General features: G+C 40.4%; 19 protein-coding genes. 6 read left to right on the top strand and 13 right to left on the bottom strand.

What is annotated here, in order from left to right:
• Positions 1–32: 32 nt before the first annotated feature.
• Complete coding sequence (locus J8L98_RS18625) at positions 33–1688, top strand: hypothetical protein (RefSeq protein WP_210997672.1); 1656 nt, start codon at positions 33–35, stop codon at positions 1686–1688.
• Between the two features lie 39 nt (positions 1689–1727).
• Here the strand turns inward: J8L98_RS18625 and J8L98_RS18620 are convergent, their stop codons facing one another.
• The 8 genes from J8L98_RS18620 to norR form a co-directional block, all read right to left on the bottom strand.
• The gene (locus J8L98_RS18620) at positions 1728–3041 is read right to left on the bottom strand and encodes a hypothetical protein (RefSeq protein ID WP_210997671.1); all 1314 of its coding nucleotides are present in this window, start codon (positions 3039–3041) and stop codon (positions 1728–1730) included.
• Positions 3042–3494: 453 nt separating this feature from the next.
• A complete protein-coding gene (locus J8L98_RS18615; RefSeq protein ID WP_247682611.1) occupies positions 3495–6815 on the bottom strand; it encodes a response regulator in 3321 nt (1106 codons plus the stop codon).
• Between the two features lie 8 nt (positions 6816–6823).
• Positions 6824–8065, bottom strand: a complete 1242-nt coding sequence (locus tag J8L98_RS18610) for an ABC transporter substrate-binding protein (RefSeq protein WP_210997670.1) — start codon at positions 8063–8065, stop codon at positions 6824–6826.
• A gap of 90 nt (positions 8066–8155) precedes the next feature.
• Entirely contained in the window at positions 8156–9010 is an 855-nt protein-coding gene (locus J8L98_RS18605; RefSeq protein WP_210997669.1) for an alpha/beta fold hydrolase, read from the bottom strand.
• A gap of 9 nt (positions 9011–9019) precedes the next feature.
• Entirely contained in the window at positions 9020–9595 is a 576-nt protein-coding gene (locus J8L98_RS18600; RefSeq protein WP_210997668.1) for a TetR/AcrR family transcriptional regulator, read from the bottom strand.
• Positions 9596–10731: 1136 nt separating this feature from the next.
• Positions 10732–11217, bottom strand: a complete 486-nt coding sequence (gene bfr / locus J8L98_RS18595; protein WP_210997667.1) for a bacterioferritin — start codon at positions 11215–11217, stop codon at positions 10732–10734.
• A gap of 3 nt (positions 11218–11220) precedes the next feature.
• Positions 11221–11691 (bottom strand): bacterioferritin, encoded by a 471-nt coding sequence (bfr, locus tag J8L98_RS18590; RefSeq protein ID WP_192509925.1) that lies wholly within the window; start codon positions 11689–11691, stop codon positions 11221–11223.
• Positions 11692–11929: 238 nt separating this feature from the next.
• Positions 11930–13492: a nitric oxide reductase transcriptional regulator NorR gene (norR, locus tag J8L98_RS18585; protein ID WP_210997666.1), complete on the bottom strand. Its 1563-nt coding sequence runs from the start codon at positions 13490–13492 to the stop codon at positions 11930–11932.
• Between the two features lie 160 nt (positions 13493–13652).
• Here norR and J8L98_RS18580 point away from each other — a divergent pair, with 160 nt between their 5' ends.
• The 3 genes from J8L98_RS18580 to hmpA are packed head-to-tail and all read left to right on the top strand — an operon-like array spanning position 13653 to position 16269.
• The gene (locus J8L98_RS18580) at positions 13653–13877 is read left to right on the top strand and encodes a hypothetical protein (RefSeq protein WP_192509923.1); all 225 of its coding nucleotides are present in this window, start codon (positions 13653–13655) and stop codon (positions 13875–13877) included.
• Complete coding sequence (locus J8L98_RS18575) at positions 13877–15094, top strand: NnrS family protein (RefSeq protein ID WP_210997665.1); 1218 nt, start codon at positions 13877–13879, stop codon at positions 15092–15094. The genes J8L98_RS18580 and J8L98_RS18575 overlap by 1 nt, the downstream gene beginning before the upstream one ends.
• 20 nt (positions 15095–15114) lie before the next feature.
• A complete protein-coding gene (hmpA, locus tag J8L98_RS18570; RefSeq protein WP_210997664.1) occupies positions 15115–16269 on the top strand; it encodes an NO-inducible flavohemoprotein in 1155 nt (384 codons plus the stop codon).
• Positions 16270–16592: 323 nt separating this feature from the next.
• Here hmpA and J8L98_RS18565 read toward each other — a convergent pair whose 3' ends face one another.
• Together J8L98_RS18565 and J8L98_RS18560 are read right to left on the bottom strand one after the other, a co-directional pair.
• Positions 16593–16931, bottom strand: coding sequence for a hypothetical protein (locus J8L98_RS18565; RefSeq protein ID WP_210997663.1), 339 nt, complete (start codon positions 16929–16931; stop codon positions 16593–16595).
• A 271-nt stretch (positions 16932–17202) separates the two neighbouring features.
• On the bottom strand, positions 17203–17370 hold the full coding sequence (locus J8L98_RS18560) for a hypothetical protein (protein WP_210997662.1): 168 nt from the start codon (positions 17368–17370) through the stop codon (positions 17203–17205).
• Between the two features lie 457 nt (positions 17371–17827).
• Here J8L98_RS18560 and J8L98_RS18555 point away from each other — a divergent pair, with 457 nt between their 5' ends.
• Positions 17828–18298, top strand: coding sequence for a low molecular weight protein-tyrosine-phosphatase (locus J8L98_RS18555; protein ID WP_210997661.1), 471 nt, complete (start codon positions 17828–17830; stop codon positions 18296–18298).
• Positions 18299–18401: 103 nt separating this feature from the next.
• Positions 18402–19040 (top strand): 2OG-Fe(II) oxygenase, encoded by a 639-nt coding sequence (locus J8L98_RS18550; RefSeq protein WP_210997660.1) that lies wholly within the window; start codon positions 18402–18404, stop codon positions 19038–19040.
• A 39-nt stretch (positions 19041–19079) separates the two neighbouring features.
• On the opposite strand, the gene J8L98_RS18545 is transcribed toward J8L98_RS18550, so the two are convergent.
• The 3 genes from J8L98_RS18545 to J8L98_RS18535 all read right to left on the bottom strand — a co-directional run bounded on the left by J8L98_RS18545 (position 19080) and on the right by J8L98_RS18535 (position 23027).
• Positions 19080–20315, bottom strand: a complete 1236-nt coding sequence (locus J8L98_RS18545) for an ATP-binding protein (protein WP_210997659.1) — start codon at positions 20313–20315, stop codon at positions 19080–19082.
• An 83-nt stretch (positions 20316–20398) separates the two neighbouring features.
• Positions 20399–21739 carry a sigma-54 dependent transcriptional regulator gene (locus J8L98_RS18540; protein WP_192509916.1) on the bottom strand — a complete coding sequence of 447 codons (1341 nt, stop codon included), beginning with the start codon at positions 21737–21739 and terminating at the stop codon, positions 20399–20401.
• A gap of 82 nt (positions 21740–21821) precedes the next feature.
• Entirely contained in the window at positions 21822–23027 is a 1206-nt protein-coding gene (locus J8L98_RS18535; protein ID WP_210997658.1) for an FtsX-like permease family protein, read from the bottom strand.
• Between the last annotated feature and the right edge of the window lie 5 nt (positions 23028–23032).

Here is a 23032-nt window from a genome sequence, read left to right as displayed (position 1 = left end):
TCTTATCTCAATTGATTTAAGAGCAAACAAATATGGCAATTCTAGCAGGTTATTTTTCTTTTGATACGGATCATGCTGACAAAAAATGGATAATAAACAAGTTAATACGATATTTTGAATCATATCCGAGTAGTGATGTAAATCGCTTTACTTGCAATCGCGGTGTCATACTCCAATACGACTTTGACGCTTACAAACAGCCTGCGTGGTTGCACAATGATTTGCAAGTTGCAACGCTTATCGGCCACCCACTTATTACCAGTGACCGCAGCAACGACCTTACAACGCTTGCAGATAATTTTGAGAAGTTAACAGAAATGCTGCTTAGCAGTGATGGGGTTTTCAATTACGCCCAATACAACACCGAACACGAAAAGTTGGTACTTGCAACTGACCCCCTCGCTATCCGCCCATTTTATTATATGCATATTGGTACTGGCCTATTGTTTTCGACACAACTTAACTTATTTAAAGAATTAGGGGTGACATTAACACGTAATTACGCAGCAATATGTGAATTAGCCACGCTTGGGTACACTTTACTTGATCACACCCCGTATAACGAAGTTCGCAGGGCTACACCCGCTGAGCTGTTAGTGTTCGATAAAAGTGGGCACACATGTGAGAATTACCTCGACTGGCTGGCATTAGCCAAACAAAAATTAGATTTAGGTGATGCTGTTACAGAGTTGGATCAAGCCTTTAAATCTGTCGTCGCTAAAGCAAGTAAAACAGATTCAACTGTACTCAGCACCCTATCAAATGGACTTGATAGCAGAGTGCTAAATACGCAACTTTCGCGAATAAGTAAAAAAATCAAAGCCGTTCATCTCACACGAAAACCCGCCCAAATAAAAAAGCAGTTATTTGAATTTACTCAGGAAAATGACATTGTATTGACTGCCGTAAACCCAGAATATCACCAATTAAATTCTCTAGAAGCAATTTTAAGTGATTTAAACGATAGTCACCCTAAATTTCTCAGAGGTGTATCTAGGCCAACCCTCGCCTGGGTCGGTCATGGTGGCAACAGCTCACTTGGCTTAACCAACTACACCGACGAAGTCTACCAAGCAGCTAAATCTAATGATTTATTGTGTCTGGTACATAAATTCTTAGAACAACAACAAGGTTATCTTCCTAAGTCGGTTATTAATCATGCAGATGAACTTCAACGAGCGCTCATCTATAACCTCTGCCAGGCCATTGGTCAGTACCAATCTCTAGGGTTAGATAAGGCGGTGCAGCTGTTTCTCTTGCTGAACGAGCAACATCACCATTTAGAAACCATTTTTGAGAACGTAGACCAATATCGAGTCGAGTATTTTTGCCCTTTCTATTCATACAAAATCATTCAAAGTGCTTTAGCATTGCCAGTTGAGAAAGTACGTAACCACGCTTTTTATCATACATGGGTAAACTATGCTTACCCGCAAGTCTGTAGATTCCCGTGGACCGCATATCAAGAGCATGAGTGTGCAGAAGTTGCCACTACGCCCAAAGACACACAACACCTTCCAAGACTTAACTTTAGGGGGATCATAGGACATTGGTTATCAGTACTCAAAAATGACAACCAACCATTCATTAAGAAAAAGCAGTTGACGGCTTTATGTCTGCTGCACTTATTGCGAATTAAAGATGCTTCTTCCCATTTGAGCGCCGTGATGCATTTCACTCGATGGTGATCAAACATCCATGCCCTATGCCAGTAATAACATACCGCTCTATTGCTGGCTCATCTTAATCAATTGCTCAATATCCGTCGCTGCACGTGTGTTTTGGGGTAAAATTATCCGTTGCAATTGCGCAAAGAACTCAGAGGAAACAAAAGGCTTTACGGCCGCAAGAAATGTGCGACTAGAAGTAGCGTTTCCTTTATTGACGCTATCTTGAAAAGCTTGCCATATGGTAAAGCCGGTTACTGCAGGGTTTAACTTATTGGCCTCATTATGAATTGCCTGATTAATTAAAAGGCCACATGTATAATACACGTTAAACTTTCTCCTATTCCCTGAGTCTACCAATGCATATCCTTTCAGGTCAGTGATGCAACGTGACTGCGCTTTACTCACCCTATCTACAATCGTACTTCTTTCATGCGGTAATAACTCAGTTAACGTGATACTGGCCATGAATTCGGCCATGCCCTCATGGATCCACGCGTGTTCATGATCTACAATACCTGCGGCCGCACCTTGAAATAAATGCGCAATTTCATGAGAGAAAAACCACAATGTATCCACCTCATTAATTCCTAGATGTGCTATTTTCCCATACCAATGCATAAATACTTGGTTAGCTAACACTCCTCCTTGGTTCCCATACGTACCGTTATCAGTACTGCTGTATGATGCAAACAACATAGGTTTTTCTGCTAATGCAGCAAAGCGAGATGCATACTGCGTCATAATTAAGGGCAGATACTTATCCAAATATTGCTGGGCTTTGGTTGGTAAACCAGGATCTATAACAGTGATAAAGTCCTTGTTTTCATTAGTTATATTGGGCCCCACATAGATTTTTTCACCGTCATTGGTACTTTGCCAAACAACCTCTTGACGCTTTAACGCACCTTTAAGAATAATATGACGTGTTGCTGGGGCTTGCAACTTGATACGCCACTGTGTGATGTAGTTACTACATAGCTCTGGACAAACGAAGAAACGGCCTGAATGCAGTAATACGCCTCCGTCTGTAAAAGGTGAAAACGGTGCATATTCTTTTGGCAAACTAACATATGAGGGAGTTAAGTAAAACGTGACTTTTGTAAACGGCAGACCATCCAAACGCCGGATATACTCCCTAGAGTTATGATAAACAATACCATATTCTTTTTCTGTCGCCCGCCAACGCGTTCCTCTTGAGTGATTGGGTGATGATTTAAAAACAAGTTGTTGCACAGGCTGCTCAGCTTCGTACGTGACAAGCCATACACCATTTTCTTTATTAACAATTGTTGTGTTGACTGACGTTATTGAAAACACTTTTAATGAGATTACGCTTAATATTAAGCAAAGAGAAAACAATATTAATTTCAAAACTCTGTCTACCATCGTGCCTTTATAAAGAACAAAAATATACCCAAGAAATTTGGATGCAATATATAACATATAATTAAGCTACAAAATTCAATATAGAAAATTTTATAAGCAGTCTATTTTAACCACCTTTTTAGCACGTCAAGATTTTTGCAATGTTATATATAAAACTTATTTTAATACTTTTATCTTAGCCCTGCGTTTTGTGATAAACATTATTGTATATCACCTTCGACTCGAAAATATATAAGACACCATACTAACATTACCTAAAATAGCCTCGGCAGTAAAAAATCATACTCACCTATAATGCTCTATCACCACCGACTTCTATTTTATTCTGCTTATGCAGCCAAGCATCAGACCTAAATGATGGCATCATTTAAACGCCTGATGCACAATGCTTGAGCAATGAAGTGGCAATAAAGCATACCTAAACCTTGCTAAAGAACGTTATTCCTTATCATTCTCTAGCGAGTGTGGTAACCATGTGAGCATTTTTTCATACAGTACTTCAGGCACAATAGGCTTCGCAACATAGTCATCCATTCCCGCCTCCAAACACTTATTTCTGTCTCCGACCATAGCATTAGCCGTCATCGCAATAATTGGGATCTCTTTGTATAACACCCCGCCTTTTCCGGCCCTAATGGCTTTGGTTGCTTCATACCCATCCATTTCGGGCATCTGACAATCCATAAAAATAACATTGTAAGGCTTTGAGTGTTGGGCCTGCTTTAAGTAAGAGATCACTTCTTTACCATTTGCAGCAACATCAATAAATAATAATCCAAGCTTTTTAAACATGCTGGTTGCGACAATCTGATTCACCTGATTATCTTCAGCTAACAATATTCTAATCGATTGACACCATTGTACATTTTCAATGTCAGGACCCACTTTATTCTTAAGCGTTTTAATATAGTGCGAAGTGACTAAAGGTTCAGCCTTAGCCAATGCCTCACCATTTTCAGCCACAATGGCCAAAGCATCGAATAAATCTGACGTTGTCGCTGGCTTAGGGAAATACCCCGCAAAACCCAATTCAGCAAAAAACCGCGCATCACCTTGATGACCCATTGAGGTCATCATAACCAACTTCATATTCTTAAAGCGTGTATTAGCAACTAATGCCTTTCCTAGTTGCGCGCCATCCATATTCGGCATTTGCATATCTAAAAAAGCAATGTCAAAACACGTATTGTGCTCTGCATAATACGCTTCACATATCGCCAAAGCTTGCACCCCCGAAGGCGCCTCTGAAACTTGTGCGCCCCAATGTTCCAACTGGCCTCTTAGCACTTCACGGTTAGTATCATTGTCATCAACAATAAGTAAATGCAACTTAGTGGTGTCAACGCTTGGAATTACCTGCAATGAGCCTGCGCTTTTTTGTAATTTGATATGAAAACTAAACTGGCTACCTCGACCGACATCACTGGTAATCGCCACATCGCCATGCATCAATTCACATAGCTTTTTGACAATCGCTAACCCCAGCCCGGTACCACCATATTTACGAGTCGTCGAGGCATCCACTTGCGAGAACGATTTAAACAACTTACTTTGCTGAACGTTCGAAATACCAATCCCCGTATCTCGAATGACACAATTGAATAGCCAATGCGTCTTGTCAGCTTCAGACAAACTCGATTCAATAACCACTTCACCTTCACTGGTAAATTTAATGGCGTTGCTTACTAAATTAGTCAATATTTGCCTTAGCCGACCTGGATCTCCTTTAACCACCGATTCATTTATGCTGGTCATATTTAGCACAAGTTCTAGTTGCTTATCATGTGCTTGAATTGCAGCAGCTTCCGCAAACTCACCGAGCATGCCACGTAAATCAAAGTCCAAGTACTCTAATTCAAGCTTACCTGCATCCACCTTTGAAAAATCTAAAATATCATTAATCAGGGTCAATAAAGAGTTTGCACTACTCATAGCAACCCGCGCTCTATGGTGCTGTTCATCAGTTAAATTACTGTTGAGTAATAAATTCAGCATGCCTAACACCCCATTCATAGGGGTTCTTATTTCATGGCTCATAGACGCTAAAAATTCGCTTTTAGCAATGCTGGCATTTTCAGCCATCGCTTTTGCTTCGATGAGCGCTTGTTGAGATTCAATCCGTTCAGTGATGTCTTGTTGAATACCAACAAACGCAGTCAACGTATCCGTTTCATCAAACACAGGTGATATCTGTAAATTGTTCCAAAAAGGCGTACCATCCGCTTTATAATTTAATATTTCAACACGATGTTTTTTACGCTGTCGTAGTGTTTTTCTAATTTCAGCAATGGTGTCTTCTTGCGTTTCTTTGCCTTGTAAAAATCGACAATTACTTCCCAATACTCGTTTGTCATAACCTGTAATTCGAGTAAAAGCACTATTAATAAAAACCAGAGGGTGATCATCCGTTCTAGCGTCCGATATTGAAATACCAACATTGCATGACTCAATCGCCTGGGCTAACAAATCATTATGCTCTTTGGCTTTTTTAAGAGCCTCTTGAAATAGCCTTTGCTCGGTTATATCCGTCAACGAACCGGCCATTCGAGTTGCACGTCCATTTTCATCTCTCAGTGCAATCCCTTTGGCACGATAATAGCGATATTCGCCAGTCGCATGACGCAATTGATAACCCACATCGTATGAGTCACCATGTTCAATATGTTTATTGAGTTGCTCAATGACTCGATCTTTATCTGTCGGGTGCAAATGTGTTTCTAAGCTTGAGAATAAATTTGGAAAGCCATCAAAGTCATCTCCTTCATAGCCCAGTAACTCTCTATAACGCGGTGCGTAATACACTTCACCAGTCACAATATTCCAATCCCACAGCCCATCGTGACTACCTTGCACAGCTAATTTGTACCGCTCTTCACTGGCGATGGTTGCTTGTTGAGATAGCTCCAATTGCTTAAATGGATTTAACAACAACTGTTTACCAAAAATCAGCAGCAACCCCGATGACAATACTAAGCTAATGACAATTGCCCAACCAATATCAAGCATGAAACCCCATACTTTATCATCCAGTAAATTGACATGCGTTAGGTACTCAAATTTTATGCCTGTTGAGCCAATTTTTTGCACACCCGTACTAACATACTCATACTCAGCGTCTACATTGGTAAACGAAACCCATCGCCCTTCAATGCTAATAGCATGAGCGCGGCTATCTAACGCAACCGCCAATAACTCATGTAAGCTGGTTTTAAATTCAACCAATAATGCTCCTTCCGTGAAGCCATTATATTGGACGGGTACCAACACTTTAAAAAAGTAATCTTGGTTTACCTTATTAAGCACTATCGCATGACTCAATTCACCATCTAATATACGCGTTAACCACTCATTCTGCGTCTCTATTGCTGGTCTCAATGGCGCATTACTATATACTATGTCTCCAAGAATATTGACCAGCCGTATTGGTTCTTTCTGCCCTAATATTTTATATCCATCGAGAAAATCAGAGACCGATGCTTTCGATAATTCACTGCCCATCACCCCATTTGTTAAAATAGGATGACGAGCCAAATCTTGTAAAATCTGTTGTCGAGTCTCTAAAAACTGTCTCAAATAGCTCGCAGCAAGTTGGGCTTCAACTTTACTTGATTGCTGTTGTAGTAATCGTACCGTATCGTCAGCACGACTTCCCACCAATAAAATACTAACAATCAGGGATATAAATAAGCTTGCTCCTAAAAATGCATAAAAAGCTTTATCTGACGTAAGACTGAGCTTTTCTTGTATTTCTTTACGCATATTTCTCATCACTCAGTGTGGTTAGGTAGTACGTTGATCCCACCAAACTCATCAAAACTGGCCATACAAATGTCCTCAAGTCCCAATGCTTCATGCGCATCTGGGTTGGTTGTACTCCATTCACCGAAGGGTCTTGTGTAAGTTTTCAGTAAACCCACTACCGGCTTTTTCACATTCTCAAGTGAGTCTTTTAGTCGTTTTCGGTCTTGAGTTAAATTCCCTGTTAGCGGGGTTTGTTGCAGCGCTGCAATAAGTATTTTACCTATGTCATAACTATGAACAAAGCCTGCTGGTGCAGCGAGTCTATCTGGATCCGCCAATTTATCAGGAAACAGCGCTTGCCCAGCAAATATTGCACGACGTCCCTCTTCTGTTAGTGGTCGATGCTTTAGCGAAAAGCAACTTTGTATAAAATTAAGGGCTAGGTTCTTTTGTAACTCATCCTTAACGGAAGCGTAGAAGTTCCCCCCAGTAATGCCCCAGTGGCTGATGATGGGTAGTCTTAAGTTATTGGGTAGACTTCCCATCGCCTTCACAAAATACTTTCCTTCTATTGCATTGCCAACGAACAAAATACAGTCAGCCTTTGAATTTATGATGTCTCTTAATATTATTTTGCTGCGATTGAGCTGTGTATTCCAATTAAACCAAGTGACGTTTACATCAGCTTGCTTAATTGTCGTTTTCTTTAACGCTGCTCGGATCGTTTTCTCATTCGACTGGCCCCAAGGGGTGCTTTCTAACAACATATGCGGATTGCTGCAATTCAAACTATCAACGGCATAACTGGCTATTTTATGCCCGGCTTTAGTGTCATCAATTGATACTCTAAAAACCCAATTGTTATCACTTGGATACCGCGTAATGGGCCCACCGGCTGCCCACGGTACCAGCAGCAGAATTTCATTTTCATTAATATAATTACGGTTTTTAATATAAGGGGGAGAGTGTAACCCCCCAAGTATGATAAATGCCTGAGGATCTTTTAAAAACTGACGCATATGCAGCAAACTGCGATTGCTGTTACCTCGATGATCTTTTTCTACAAACTCAATTTTGAAACCTTGTACCGTATTGTTGACTTGAGCCAATGCCGTCATAAAGCCCATTTTCATCGCTTGCGCAGAAGCGTGGTGATTTGAATAATCTGAGTCATGATAGATTTTTAAAATCTTATCTTCATTAGCGGCAAAACACGCAGTACTAAAACACAGTGCTAAACCTATTAGCCTCATTACAAGTTTTGTCATTTACAGTCCGTATTTAGCATTGCTTTTCAATACTTAAAAATAGCGTAAATAACAGAGATTGTGGAGTCAGTTAACAAATAAAATGCGTACCTAACTCATATGACTCATTAAACATTCACCAACATGCCTCCAAACTTGTTGTGAATTCAAAATTCGCCCATGACCTAAACCCTGTGTTGAGTATATATCAATATGCGCATGTTGCTGTGCTTGCTCATAGGCTAAATCATGACGTGCAAATTTGTCTTCAATATCGTGAATAATTGTGATTTTACTGTGATTTATAAGCTGTTGTTCAGGCAACAAATCACTAAACTTCATGTCATGCTCGTTTTCAATCGACGCCAGTACATCAGTGAATAACGATTCAACAATTCCGATAGAGAGGATCCTATCTCTAAACCCTGCATAAAAGTCAAACGGGGGCGCAATCAAAATATGCTGCTCAATCTGCCAATCTGAATTAAGTGCCGCAATACCGCCCATAGAGTGACTAATAATCGCTTTAACTGGTTGAGCTATCATTTCCAACACCGCATTTAATGCACAAATGAACTTGGGAAGATTTGCTTGGTCGCCACCACTTTGGCCATGGGCATAATGATCGAATGCCACCACTTTAAAGCCCAATGCAACCACATGATCCATCAACGCATAAAATTGACTCGCACTGCCTGACCAACCATGTGTAAATAACACCACAGGCCCTTCTCCGGCACTAATAACATGAATGGGGCCTAACTTACTCGCCAACACATCTGATTTAAACCGTACAGGTACCGTTTGTTTGACATTATGACGTACCGGCGTCATTAATAACTTTTTAGCGTACTTTTGTGCTGTACCCGGCATGACACTGTGCATGGACTTTGACAGTATTTGCATAGCGTAAAAGCGCACACTTTTAGCGTCACTTTTGTCTGAAAAATATATCTTACTGCTCATAACACTCTCTTATTGATACCGTTGAATAAGCGCGCTCAAAGCACACTTAAATCGAGTATGTTGTTCATCTTCAAATCCGACCCACACCATATGTTGAGACCCGAGATATAATGAATAAAGTTCAAACACAAACTGCCGTGAATCGCCTTTCATTTGCCCTTCATTCACTGCGGTTTGCGCCAATTGAGTCAGGTACTCTAGCCATTGTTGCAAACGCTTTTTGACTAAATCTTGAATAGCGCCCGGCTGGTCATCAAATTCAACTGAGGTAGATACAAAAATACAGCTACTCCCTTGCGACCGGTACCAGTTCAGCCAACATTCAACGGTTGTCAAAAGTTTCTCCATTGCCGAGTTCATGTTTACTGTTGGCTGGATCACGGCGTCAGTGAATATACTCTGAGCATATTCCAACACCTCCAATTGCAAATTTTCCTTTGAGTTAAAATGCCCAAACAGGCCTGATTTTGACAGCCCCGTGATCGTCGCCAAACCCCCAATAGTCAAATCATTTAGGCTAGTCGCTGTCGCCACATTCAACGCGGTTGCCAAGATCTGCTGTTTTGTTTGCTTACCTTTTCCCACTCAAACCCCAAAAAAGTACGAACGTTCGTTTTTATAATAACCAAAAAAAATATAATAGCAATGCATTCGGTATCTAAATAACACCTGCCGCATACACAGTTTTACGATGCAATGAACAACATATGAGCCTAACAAAGTGCGCGCAGTAATACCTAAAAGTAGCAATACCTCTCGAATTAATAGCGGTTATTCCACTAACATGACCCGATGGAGAATTGATGGAGTTCAATACACTCGATACAAAAACAGACATAATTTAAGCTCCTGATAAGTAACACAACAAAGGCAATAAAAACAGGTGACTAAAATTGCATAAAAAGCGCTCAAACACTTAATTCATTCAACAGTGCTTTTGGAAAAAGAACACCCCCTCAGATTGGTGGTGGGGCTTACCCCTGCGTAAAGTGTGTAAAATCAGCAAAATGCCCACCATCGCGAGATTTAGGGTGTAATTAACCTCAGCTCTGGATAAGCGAATTTGCCCAATAAAGCTATTTTTCTCACTCTCGGCGTTGCTTTCATTTGTAATAGCCCGCTATTACTGCATAAAAGCGCCTTGATATTGAACAAAATAACATCATTGGATTGTACGTAAGTGTGTTTTCAAAACATTTTCTATTCCAAAACCCTTATCCAAACCTGAGGTTAATTATCGTTAGGAATGAGTTATCTGTTGCCCGCGCTTAAGCGTTTACTTTTAGCGGTTTAATAACACTTTCTTAAAAATCCGGTAAAACATAATAATAGGTCTTTATTTGGCACTTGCTCGGCCTTTATTATCTATGCGTAAAGCATCATTTTAGATACAAAGCATTTGATGAACAGCTTGCAACAAATGCATTTTAATCAATGCCTTACAATAAACTTTTTATAATGAAGACGTTGCAATAAATGCGCTTTTATCCAAAACACTTTATAGTCGTATTTCTATATTAAGCGTAATCTGTACTTCTCGCTACTGTGTGCAATTCAGGCTCTTAAATTATTTACTACGAATGATTTATCAAGCCACTTTAGTTTACTTAAACACGGTATATTTAAGCTCTACGTATTGCTGTGCTGTAGTTAATTAGCGTCAATTTTAAGCATATCCGCACAAAAAATAAGGCTGCAAGCGCAGCCTTAAAAAGCAACCCCTATGTGGCGGGGCCACCCTCCATTTGACTTTGAATATAATTCGGTAAACCAATCAGTTTAATCAGCCCTAAGTGCTGCTCTAACCAATAAATATGGTCAGTTTCAGTATCATCTAACAGGGTCTCTAATATTTCCCGTGTTACGTAATCTTTCTCTTTTTCACACTCCGTAATAATGTTCACTAAGCTTGCCGCCACGGTCATTTCAGCCGCGAGGTCATTTTCGAGCATTTGTTTCACGTTATCACCAACATGAATTGCCTCACGTGATGCAGTGTCTGGTTTACCCTCTAAAAACAAAATGCGCTCAATAATCGCTTTAGCATGGTCCAACTCTTCATCAAACTCATGGGCTAACTTTTGTCCTAGCTTTTCAAGCCCCCAATCTTCATAAATTTTTGAATGGGCTAAATACTGATCCATTGAGGTCAACTCTAAGGTCAGCTGCTTATTTAATAAATCAATAATCTTTGTACTGCCTTGCATACGTTACTCCTCAATTTGCGACTGTAAATAGTTTTCAATACCGGTATTTTTGATCAAGAACTGCTGTGTTTCTAACCAATCAACGTACTCTTCTTCGTACTCTAGTAAGTCTTCCAAAATATCTCGACTCACAAAGTCTTGTTCAGCTTCGCACAAAGCAATGGCATCTTTGAGGGCGGGTACCTGCTCTAACTCAAAGGCCATATCACACGCCAGCATTTCTTCAGTGTGTTCGCCAATGCGTAGCTTTTCTAAATGTTGTAAATTAGGCAGCCCTTCTAAAAACAAGATCCGCTCAATCAGTTCATCAGCCTGTTTCATGTCTTTTATTGATTTTTTATAGGCTTTTTCGTTCAGTTCTTCGAGACCCCAGTTTTTATACATACGTGCATGAAGAAAATATTGATTGATTGAAGTAAGTTCAAACGTCAACATTTGATTCAATACTAAAAGGACTTTTTTGTTACCCTGCATAGGGCCCCCTAAGTTAAAAGTTACTTGCCCTCTAACCCTAGTCCAAAATATGTACGAATCAAGATAATTTAAAACTAATAATTTTTTTAATATACTCTTTTAAAATAAACAACTTATAACATTATTGAGACTTATTTTCATTGCTAATTCGAGTTGCAATACTAATACCTTTTTCGTAATATTTACCATCGGTATTTATATCAATAATCAATGTTTTTAATCATCATTATTCAATAAGTTATAAATTCTTTGTCATTTTTATCCCTAGCCGTTTCGCTAACCGAACGAGATTGGCTCTGTCCATCTGAAGCGCACGAGCTGTTGCAGCCCAATTAAGCTTATGCGCTTTGAGTGCAGCAATAATGTGTGATTTTTGAAAATTATCGACCGCTTCTTTAAAAGGCAGGGCCGAATCAACCTCAACAACAGCGGTTTTTACGGGTTTATCCTGCTGCTCACTTTGGCTCAACTCACTATGTATCAACTCAATTCGTACAATATCTTGTTGCCATTGCGCCTGCTTCGCTTTGAGTGCGCTGCGGCTTATTACATGTTCAAGCTCGCGAATATTACCGGGCCAATCATACTCACTTAACGACTGGCTTAATGTGTGACTTAAGGTCAATTGACCAATGCCTAACTTCTTTCGAACCTGCTCTATAAAAAAACCAGCCAATAACGGAATATCATCTTGTCTGGCTCGAAGCGGCGGCACCTGCAAAGGATATACACTTAACCTATGGTACAAGTCAGCCCGAAAGCGCCCAGCTTGAACTTCAGTTTTAAGATCCCGATTGGTCGCAGCGACAATGCGAACATCAACATGTTGCGTGTTATCGGCACCCACGGGTTGAATTTCACCACTTTGCAACACGCGTAATAGCTTACTTTGAATGTTCAAAGGGAGCTCCCCTATTTCATCTAAAAATAAAGTTCCGCCATCTGCCAATAAAAATTTACCATCTCGGTGTTTGTCTGCGCCTGTAAAAGCGCCTTTGCGGTGCCCGAAAAACTCACTTTCAGCAAGACTTTCTGGTAGTGAGGCACAATTTACTTGTACAAAAACTTGGTTTGAGCGACGTGACGCACCATGAATGTTTCTCGCAACCAGCTCTTTACCTGTACCAGTCTCGCCCAATACCAACACCGTAAAATCTGAACTTGCCACAAGTTCAATATCACTTTTCAACGATTGCATCAGCGTACTATTGCCAACCATATCGTGTGCTGCTTGGTTTAATTCAGACACTAACGCATCGCCATGTTGGGCTTTACGTAATAACTGCTCGTGATACAAAGCGACATTCAAATGCTCCGCCAAAATATCGTTAATATGCTGCAAAAAAGGCATGGGGTATTGCTTAAACATGCCTGGAGTCAGGCTATCTAATGTCAAAACACCTTGTAGTGTATGTTGGTGATACAACGGGATCCCCATACAGGCATGCACTGGAATATCACCTTCTTGCGCTAACAACAAACCATCGTATGGATCTGGTAATTCACTATGCTCATTAAAAATAATAGGGGTTGTGCTACTGGATATTGCCAACAGTCGAGGGTGATCTTCAATATTGAAGCGTCGACCAAACGTATCTCGCGTCAAACCATCTATTGCGGCAGGAACTAACGCACCTTGTTGATGCAATAGTAAAGCAACGGCATCAGCGCTCACACACGTTTTAATTGCTTGCACTACAGCACTATAAAATTGATTTAAGTTTTGCTCGGTTTTTTTAGGTAATGCCTTTGTTAACAAAGAGCTAAGCGTGAGTAATTGTGAAAGGCTTCTTTGGTCCATGTCAATATGACCCATTCGTTATTTAAAGACTTATACAATATATGTCAATTAGACTCTATTTACAAACGAAAAAACATTAATGCACTGAATTATATCGTGTTTTTTATTGGCACAGCGCGTGCAATAACTAAAACAACATTGATAAACTCAGGTGAACCGCATGCTCATATCACAACAACATTTAGACTATTCCAATGCTGCATTGCTGACCTTTGGACTTTGCTTTATCGCAAGTATTGTCGTGAGCTACCCGCTTGCTGAGCACTTTACATTAACAACACAAATTGCCAGCCACATAAGCAATATTGTATTAGCCGGCTTATTTAAAATTAGCTATGTATTGCGCTGTGTGTGCCAATATCAGCTCGGCATGGAGGTACGTTAATGAGGCCAATCAACCTAGCAGAGCCTGTACTAGAACAATACAAATGGTATCAAGTGTCCCAATGGCCGTTATTCATGATGCCATTTAGGGCTTTCTTCTTATTCGCCAGTATCTGGGGTGCACTGGCCATTATACTCTGGGCGTTGTTACTGACTGGGCAATTACAGTGGCAAACCAGCCTCCCCGCCAGTCTTTGGCACGCCCATGAAATGATCTTTGCATTTGCTGGTGCCATTGCCGTGAGTTTCTTACTTACTGCAGCACAAACATGGACCAATGTGCCCAGTATGTCTGGGCCTCGACTCATAACATTACTACTCATATGGTGTATAACTCGTATCACTTTTTTTGTTTCACCGCATTTGTTGCCTGTGGTGATCCTAGGTCAATTGGCCTTTTGGTTATACTCAATTGTATATCTAAGCCATATGCTGATCAGCGCAAAATCGAAGAATAACTACGCATTCATCGCAATATTAAGCGGTTTGTGTACATTTAATATTTTATTTCTGATTGTCAGCGCGCAAGGTGAATTCATGATTGCGCGTACTTTTAGTCAACTTGCCGTGTTGGGGTTTATGTTACTGATTGGCGTCGTCGGTGGGCGCGTTATCCCATTTTTTACTGCTCGTGGACTTAAACTTGAGCAGCAAATACGTACACCTCTACTTGACAAACTACTACTCATTATTAGTACTTTTGGGATCGGCGGATTTGCCGTAAACCAACTCTTTAGCGTACCAATAAATCCTGGCTACCTTATTGTTTTAGCTTCTGTATTACATTTGACGCGAAGTGCTTTATGGTTTCACAAAGGCATCGTCCACGTTCCTCTTTTATGGTCATTACAACTGGGTTATTTCTTCGCCGCATGTGGACTGCTGCTGTGTGGGGTTAGTTTTTTCACACCAACAATCATATTCACTGATGCGCTGCACCTCATAACATTAGGCGGAATCGGGTTAACTATTTTAGCGATGATTGCACGCGTGTCACTTGGCCATACCGGACGGGCTTTGACGCCAAATAAATTTATGTCCATCGCTTTTGCCTTATTGGCCCTAGGCGCAGTGATCCGTACTTTCTTACCCCAACTTATCGGCCCACACCCAGCGTGGATCGCCAGCGCAATATTATGGAGCGCTGCATTTGCTGTATTCAGTATTTCTTATTTTAAAGTCTTAACACAAAAACGTGTAGATGGACGTCGTGGTTAATTTATTCATTGGAGAATTTAATGCTATCAAGCAACACAATTGCACTTGTTAAAAGTACTATCCCTTTGCTCTCTCAAGCAGGTACCGCTGTAACCGCCCATTTTTACGATCGGATGTTTACACATAACCCTGAGCTAAAAGATATCTTTAACATGAGCAACCAGCAAAGTGGTAAACAACATTTTGCGCTATTTAACGCCCTCGCAGCGTATGCAACTCATATTGATAACTTGCCGGTACTGGCAGCAGCCGTTGAACGTATTAATCATAAACATGCGAGTTTAAATATTTTGCCGCATCATTATGACATTGTTGGGCTGCATCTAATTGAAACTCTCAAAGAGCTCGCGCCTAATGAATTTACCCCAGATATAGAACAAGCTTGGCGTGAAGCCTACGCTTTGTTGGCTGATGTGTTTATTACACAAGAAGAAGGAATTTATAAAACCACCGAGGAAAAACTCGGCGGATGGCGCAACACTCGAACATTTATTGTTGATAGCATTGTGCAAGAGTCTGCCAAAGTTAAAAGTTTTTACTTACGCAGTGCAGATAACAAAGCCGTTGTCGACTTTCAACCTGGACAGTACATTGCCGTACATGTTAAACCAGTAGAATGCCAAAATGTACAAATACGCCAGTACTCTTTATCAGGTGAAAAGCAACCTAATGGATACCGGATCAGCGTGAAGCAACAAGGGTTAGTGTCTAACCACATGCATAGCTTAAAAGCAGGCGATGAAGTCGAGCTCAGCCCACCAGCTGGAGATTTTATGCTTCAGAGTAATATGTCTCCCAAAGTACTGATCAGTGCAGGTGTTGGCATTACGCCAATGATGGCAATGCTTGAATCAATCGCAACTTTAACACAACTACCCAAAACACACTTTATCCATGCCTGTATTAATCAAGCAGAACATAGCTTTGCAAAACGCCTTGACATGCTAACGGCCAGCCACACAGAACTATGTACTGACATTTGGTACGAACAAGGCGAAGGTCATCATCAAGGGCGAATAAATTTAGCGCAGCTGTCATTACCTATTGAATCTGGTGAGTTTTACCTGTGCGGACCCACACCGTTTATGGCTGCGATGAAACAACAGTTGCTCGCACTCAATGTGGCTCCTGAGCGAATACTATATGAAGTATTTGGGTCGCACGAGTCATTATAAATTCAAAACTCAGATACGCTGGTAAATCTTTACAGTAATAAATATCGCAAAGCCTACACGAGTATACTCTGTGGGCTTTACTTTTATAAAAATCATGATTTATCATCATGTTCATTATTTTAATAACGATGACATGATAACGTCGTCACTATAATTCACTAGTGATAAAGCCATTAATAGCGATATCAATTAAAACCCACCACCAAACTTATAAGATTAAAAATTATAATTAAAAAGTGTGAGAAATTAAATCCTAACAAGCATAAGAACCAAAACTGTATTATCTAAAATGAACAGTTTTGGTTCTATTCAACTAGTTATAACTAAAACGGACGAACAACTGTTCTCAGATAGTCTTGTGTACCATCAGTACAAGATGCGCCATCTTCTTCGCCTTTCGCTTCTACAGGATATACCCGTACAACATATCGACCCTTTTTAGCATCTAATAAGCGCATATACATAGCGCCAAAATTACCATCATCATAATCTTTTGTCAGTATATCTAACGATCTACCATTATAACTACTTGTTGCAACTACGGTAATGCCTGATGCGCTTGGTACAACTGCATCTATATATGCTTCACACCAGTGTGCTGCACTTGCTGTCATTGATAGGCTTAATGTTGATAAACCAAGTAAGAAAGCTAATTTATTCATGTGATTTCCTTATGGTGTTATAAAATCCCGATAATAATACATTGCCATTGTTAACGTGATATTTAAGATATGTTTAGCTTTTATTTAAAATAGATAATTCACCGCATTTAACTTAAATAACTAGAACAGTAAATAAGCCTACTTAAAAAATAGAGCCCTGAAAGTCATTGCTGATAATTACACGGCTTCAAAACACTGGGTTAATAAAGCCCCACGACATCACACTCACGCTTATTTCCACATAAAATTAAATACTTAATAAAAAAATCAACTACTTATAACTGGCAATAACATGGAAGCTACGGTCAACAACATCAGAGTCTTCATTACATGATTGCCCGAGTTCATGGTCAGCCAGTATATTATTCACAATGCGAGTTAACGAAACAGTATGTACACGTCTTAAACGCGTCAACTTAGGCCCGCAATGTTCAATCAACTTACTTTTCCCTTCAAAACGTCATCCTCCTGGAAATTCATGAATCTCAACATCATCATGATAGGTGCCGCAAATACTTTGATATCTCGATTGTTATAAGCATCAAGTTGACGAACTACGGCCTGTTATGTCGCCATTTCTACACTAGATATTTTAATACGGTTACTATTATCGCGCATGATTCCCCCTTAAATTTACCGATATTGGTTCCTTTACCAAGGAAAATATACAATTCAAATTAAACACGGATAAGACTCCATTCGAGTCCTATATACCAAGCTATTTCTCCTAGCCCGATTAATCCTTTTGTGATTCTGGTATCACAAAAAAGCCACTCAACAGTCCGTGAATAATCATGTAAAAACCTATAACTCAATGACGCTTTCGTTCAAAAAGACTACGCCAACGAGACGATTTCGTGTATTTTTACTCAATCTATACACCATTAAATAATAAAATGACGCAACATACCCCCTTTAAAATACTCATCGTTTGTATGGGCAATATTTGTCGCTCCCCTACCGGTGAAGCGGTATTACGGAAATTGGCACTTAATACCAAGCTTAATATTATTGTCGACTCAGCAGGTACCATTGCCTACCATCAAGGCAACCCACCCGATAAAAGAAGTCGTGCTGCGGGTGAGCGAAGAGGATATGACTTTGGTAATATGCGTGCACGCCAAATTAATTCAAAAGACTTTGCTGACTTTGACTTGATATTGGCCGCGGACAAAGCAAACCTCAGTGATCTATCCGCTATATGTCCCGCACAATATCAACATAAATTAAAGCTTTTTCTAAGTTATGGTGATTCGCGCTACGATGAAATCCCAGATCCATACTATGGTGAAGGTGATGGCTTTGAAGTTGTGCTTGATCTCATTGAAAATGCGGCACAACATATAATGGCAGACCTAGATCAGTAAATACCTTCATTTTTGCTTATTTTGACACTTTCAAGTCGCGTACGTAGTCGCAATATGGTAAAACCCCTGAATATTATTCAGCACAGCCCAAGCCGAGGTCTTCTTGCACACAACTGACGAACTATTTGATCGTATCGCCCAAGATTTACGAGTCACGGGTTTAAGTGTTCAAACCATAGATAAAACCGAACCTGCCTTACAAGCATTAGTACAACGATTGACATTATTCTCAGGCAGTGATTTTTCGGCCGCGGGCATTGGTCGACAAACGGAGCACACGCAAAACACCGAAATACGCAGCGATAAAATTCATTGGCTTGACAGCGGTCATGCGTTAGAAAATACGTTTTTAACGTATATGGACGAACTGAAAAACCATCTGAATCGCCGGCTTTTTATGGGGTTATTCAGCTATGAATGTCATTTTGCTCATTATGAACCCGGTGCTTTTTATAAAAAACACCTCGATGCCTTCCAAGGCAATACCAATCGCGTACTCTCTACTGTGTTATATTTAAATCAAAACTGGCGAGCCGATTACGGTGGTGAACTGGCTATTTTTGACGCCCACGATCACAGTATTCTACAGCAAAAAATCACGCCACAGTTTGGTACATTAGTCACTTTTTTAAGTGATGAATATCCACATGAGGTGCTTCCAGCCACACGTCCACGATATTCAATTGCAGGGTGGTTTAGAGTAAACAGTTCTGTCAATGGACAAATAGACCCACCGAGGTAGTATGTTGATAAAGCTCGGTGGTACGGCGTATCACTTAGCTCACTCATGTGGTATAAATATTTTTACTTTCAAACCACCTTCTTCATGATTATGCAAACTAAGTTGACCATGATGTGCCTCTACAATTTCACGGCATAGTGCCAGCCCTAAGCCACTTCCAGTCGACTTCGTTGAGTAAAACGGGATCAACGCGTTTGCCATAACAGTCTCACTCATTCCTTTGCCTTGATCTTGAACACAGAGAGTAACACCTTGCATACTTTGAGTAATATGCATTGTGACTTGTTCAGGTTTAGAGCCTGATTCATGAGCATTTTTGATTAAATTAATTAGCAACTGTTCTAATTGTACTTGATCAGCCAAAAACGGCTGTGTAGGTAAAATGTTTGGTCCGTTAAATTGCCATTGCTGATGAAGACCTGCTAATAAAGAAGTCCAATTTATTTGACTATATTTTGGTGGTGGTAATTTAGCAAACTTACCATAACCCTGCACGAATTCAGTTAAGTGATGAATACGTTCTTCAATAGTAGAAAATACCCGCTCAAGTCGCTGGTCATCAACGTGGTCAGTTAGCAGTTTTGCACTGTGTAACATAGATGACATTGGTCCCAATGAGTTATTCAGCTCATGGCTAATAATACGTATCACTTTCTTCCATACAGCAACTTCTTGACGACTTAACTCTCGGGTTAATTGCTTAAATAAGTACAGCTTATGATTTTGATTATTAAGTAAAAATTGTCCAGTTGCCAAGTGCCAAGTTTGTGTTTCATCTTTATCAACTTGAATGCTAAAGAGCCCTTCACGTCCAGCCTGTAATACCTCAAAAAATTCAGCAGAAGTCTCTTGCATTAACACATCAATTTTCATACCTTCCAATGCTGCACTGCTTTTACACAATGCCCTTGCACTATAATTACTAAATACAACCGTGTCATTGCTGTCGACTAAAAGCAGTGCCTGCGGAGAACTTTGTAATACTTTATCTAGCATTAATTCTCGCTGATAGATCCATTGTTTTTCCTGTCGCAATTGCAGAGCTGTTTCATTATATAACGTACACAACCGCCCTAATTCATCATGCTCAGCGTAAGCCAATGAATGAGAAAACTCACCATCTTTAAAATTCAGCAACCCCACTTCAAGGGCTTTAATTGGCTCAAGTAGTGCCGACAAAAAACATCGGCACAACACATTAGTCAGTAGTAATATGCCAATAGTCGCTGACACGACCCATTGCCAGTTACTAAATTGCCAGGTCAAAATTGGCATACAAACGCATAAAACCACCGCGCTAGATGCAGCAATAAACCGCCCTTTCAATGACCGTGGAGTCCAGCTACTTAATGTGTGCATCAATAGTCAATCTCAAATTTTTGTAAACGACGATATAGCGCCTGACGTGTTAATCCAAACTGGCGAGCAACTTTGGCGATCACCCCTTGATGTGAATGCATTGCAGCTTCAATCTCTTGCTTACTCGGCTCAAGCTTTGGTGTTGGTGCTTGGTTTGACTCTATATTCAAAGACTCTGATAATCCAAAGTCTTCGATTTCAAGTATGCCCTGTGGCTTTAATACACTTACGCGCTTACAGGCATTCTCAAGCTCCCTCACATTACCTGGCCAGTTATGTGCAATAAGTGCTTGTTCGGCATGATAACTTATCTCTCTCCTTGGCAGAAAATGACGAATAAGCGGAATAACATCGTCTTGACGGGCGTTTAATGGTGGAAGATTAAGTTCAATCACATTTAAGCGGTAATATAAATCTTCTCGAAATCGCCCAGCTTGAATATCATTGTGCAAATTTGCATTGGTAGCAGAGACAACCCGCACTGACACCTTTTGAGTGACCGTTGATCCCAATCGTTCAAACTCACCCGTTTGTAACACCCGCAATAATTTTATTTGCCCTGATAAAGGTAAGTTCCCTATTTCATCTAGAAAGAGTGTGCCACCATCTGCCGCTTCAAATCGACCAATGCGCTTTTTGTTTGCGCCTGTATACGCACCTGCTTCTGCACCAAATAACTCGGCTTCTATCAGCTCTTGCGGTAGTGCCCCCGCATTGACTTTAATAAATGGCTTGTTTGCCACGGTTGAGTTGGCTTGAATAATTTCCGCAATACGCTCTTTACCACTGCCGTTAGGTCCAGTGATCAATACCGACACATCAGATTTTGCCAACTGTAACGACATATCAACCACTCGCTCCATTGCTGTACTCGCATAAACCAAGCCCACAAGATTTGCCTGCGCTCTAGGCAGCCTGCGTTCGTTTTTCTGTCGTTCATGGGTCTGATTCTGTGCATTGGCTTTACCTAAGGCGATTAGGTTAGTAATACTGGTCAGCAGCTTGGTGTCATCCCAAGGTTTCGCAATGTAATCAGCTGCGCCTAATTTGACCAGCTCTATGGCCGTTTCCAACTCGGTCCAAGCCGTCATCAAAATAATAGGTAATGTTGGGTTTAAACGTCTTAGCACATTAAACAGTGCAATGCCCTCTTCACCAGATGTCGTATCCGCGGTAAAATTCATATCTTGCATTACAAGCGATACTTTTTGGTATCGAATTATTTGCTCTGCATCAAAAGGCGATACGGCTGTCACAACATCATATCCGTGAATTTCAAGTAATAAAGATAATGCATCAAGCACCGCTTGGTTATCATCCACAATCAGTATTTTATCCATCTTTTTCTTCTTTTATGTTACACCGCTGATGCAGTGTAACATGTTGGTTAATTATGCTAAACAACTAATAAATAAAGAATAATTATATACTTCTAGTGGCAATGCTAGGGGATATATCTGCTGCGCGTTTGGCTGGCCCAATGACAGCAAACAAACTCATCAAAATAACGAATGCGCCCGTTACAATAACGTAAGACACTGATAATGAGGGTAATGAAAATAACGCCATTAACTTCGCCCCCATCCACAGCGCACCCGCGCTCCCCAATACAACCCCCACAGAGCATATTAATGTGTTTTCTACTAAAAAATACCGTATTATTGCAGATTTTCTTGCGCCAAGTGCGCGTCGAGTCCCTATCTGCTTTAATCGTTTATTGATATTAAATAGGGTTAAACCAAAGATCCCTAACGCTGTTATCAAAACTAACACCGTTATAAGCACCATTAACATGCGAACCATCAGAGTATCCTCAGCCACATATTCCGCCTTTAATTGATCTAAGCCTTTGATCACGTCAATGACTCTATCAGGATACTCCGCAAGCAAAACATCTTCGATTCGATGCATCACTGCGGCTCTTTCATTGGGCTCTGTTCTAATCAAAAACTTTTGAAAACTGCTTGGTCGAACTTGTGGAAAAATAAGTGAACGGTCTCTTCTTTCATCTTGCAACCACGGCCCTTTTAAAAGTTTAATAATACCCACAATTTTTATCGCATTATCTCGACGATAAATGGTTTTACCAAGACCGTTGCCTTGTGGAAACATTTCGTCATGCATTGCTTGAGTTACTAAAGCCACTTTAGGCAATTCACTTACATCAGAGGTGAACATTACATCTGATTCATTTAAATCTCGTCCAGCGACCAGTTCCACCCCGAGTGTATTTAACACATGGCTATCAGCCCTAAAATAGGAGGCATTTATCGACGGGGATTTTTCATTTGAGGGCAGTAAATTATAGCTCCCCCCTGAACCACCGCCCGACAGCGGTACTGCATTAATATACACTGCATCAATCACGCCTGGTATGCTGCGCAATAAGCTTTCATCAACTTCAATCTGTTTTGCTAAATCAATGTTTTTCCCAAAAATCATCATATTAAATTGAAAAATATCTTGTTCAGGTAATCCAGTTTCTTGCTCTAGGTACGCAATGCGGTCGTTAATAATAAAGGCGGCATTGCTAACAATGGCGGTGGTAATGGCAATCTGCATTAGTAATAAGATCGCACCAGACTTAGCACGCAGCAATGCGTTAATAATGGGTCTAAATTCAAACATAATGG

The sequence above is a fragment of the Pseudoalteromonas sp. MMG013 genome (assembly GCF_018100885.1).
Lineage (GTDB): Bacteria > Pseudomonadota > Gammaproteobacteria > Enterobacterales > Alteromonadaceae > Pseudoalteromonas > Pseudoalteromonas aurantia.
Note: the sequence above shows the minus strand (reverse complement) of the source record. Positions and strands in the feature narration are given on the sequence as shown.

What these genes read in the sequence shown, in the direction of transcription:
- J8L98_RS18565 (WP_210997663.1), bottom strand. Translation starts at nt 16,931, where the DNA reads ATGAATAAATTAGCTTTCTTACTTGGTTTATCAACATTAAGCCTATCA.
- hmpA (WP_210997664.1), top strand. Translation starts at nt 15,115, where the DNA reads ATGCTATCAAGCAACACAATTGCACTTGTTAAAAGTACTATCCCTTTG.
- bfr (WP_210997667.1), bottom strand. Translation starts at nt 11,217, where the DNA reads ATGCAAGGCAGTACAAAGATTATTGATTTATTAAATAAGCAGCTGACC.
- J8L98_RS18610 (WP_210997670.1), bottom strand. Translation starts at nt 8,065, where the DNA reads ATGACAAAACTTGTAATGAGGCTAATAGGTTTAGCACTGTGTTTTAGT.
- J8L98_RS18555 (WP_210997661.1), top strand. Translation starts at nt 17,828, where the DNA reads ATGACGCAACATACCCCCTTTAAAATACTCATCGTTTGTATGGGCAAT.
- norR (WP_210997666.1), bottom strand. Translation starts at nt 13,492, where the DNA reads ATGGACCAAAGAAGCCTTTCACAATTACTCACGCTTAGCTCTTTGTTA.
- J8L98_RS18545 (WP_210997659.1), bottom strand. Translation starts at nt 20,315, where the DNA reads ATGCCAATTTTGACCTGGCAATTTAGTAACTGGCAATGGGTCGTGTCA.
- J8L98_RS18535 (WP_210997658.1), bottom strand. Translation starts at nt 23,027, where the DNA reads ATGTTTGAATTTAGACCCATTATTAACGCATTGCTGCGTGCTAAGTCT.
- J8L98_RS18625 (WP_210997672.1), top strand. Translation starts at nt 33, where the DNA reads ATGGCAATTCTAGCAGGTTATTTTTCTTTTGATACGGATCATGCTGAC.
- J8L98_RS18580 (WP_192509923.1), top strand. Translation starts at nt 13,653, where the DNA reads ATGCTCATATCACAACAACATTTAGACTATTCCAATGCTGCATTGCTG.
- J8L98_RS18575 (WP_210997665.1), top strand. Translation starts at nt 13,877, where the DNA reads ATGAGGCCAATCAACCTAGCAGAGCCTGTACTAGAACAATACAAATGG.
- J8L98_RS18540 (WP_192509916.1), bottom strand. Translation starts at nt 21,739, where the DNA reads ATGGATAAAATACTGATTGTGGATGATAACCAAGCGGTGCTTGATGCA.
- bfr (WP_192509925.1), bottom strand. Translation starts at nt 11,691, where the DNA reads ATGCAGGGTAACAAAAAAGTCCTTTTAGTATTGAATCAAATGTTGACG.
- J8L98_RS18615 (WP_247682611.1), bottom strand. Translation starts at nt 6,815, where the DNA reads ATGCGTAAAGAAATACAAGAAAAGCTCAGTCTTACGTCAGATAAAGCT.
- J8L98_RS18605 (WP_210997669.1), bottom strand. Translation starts at nt 9,010, where the DNA reads ATGAGCAGTAAGATATATTTTTCAGACAAAAGTGACGCTAAAAGTGTG.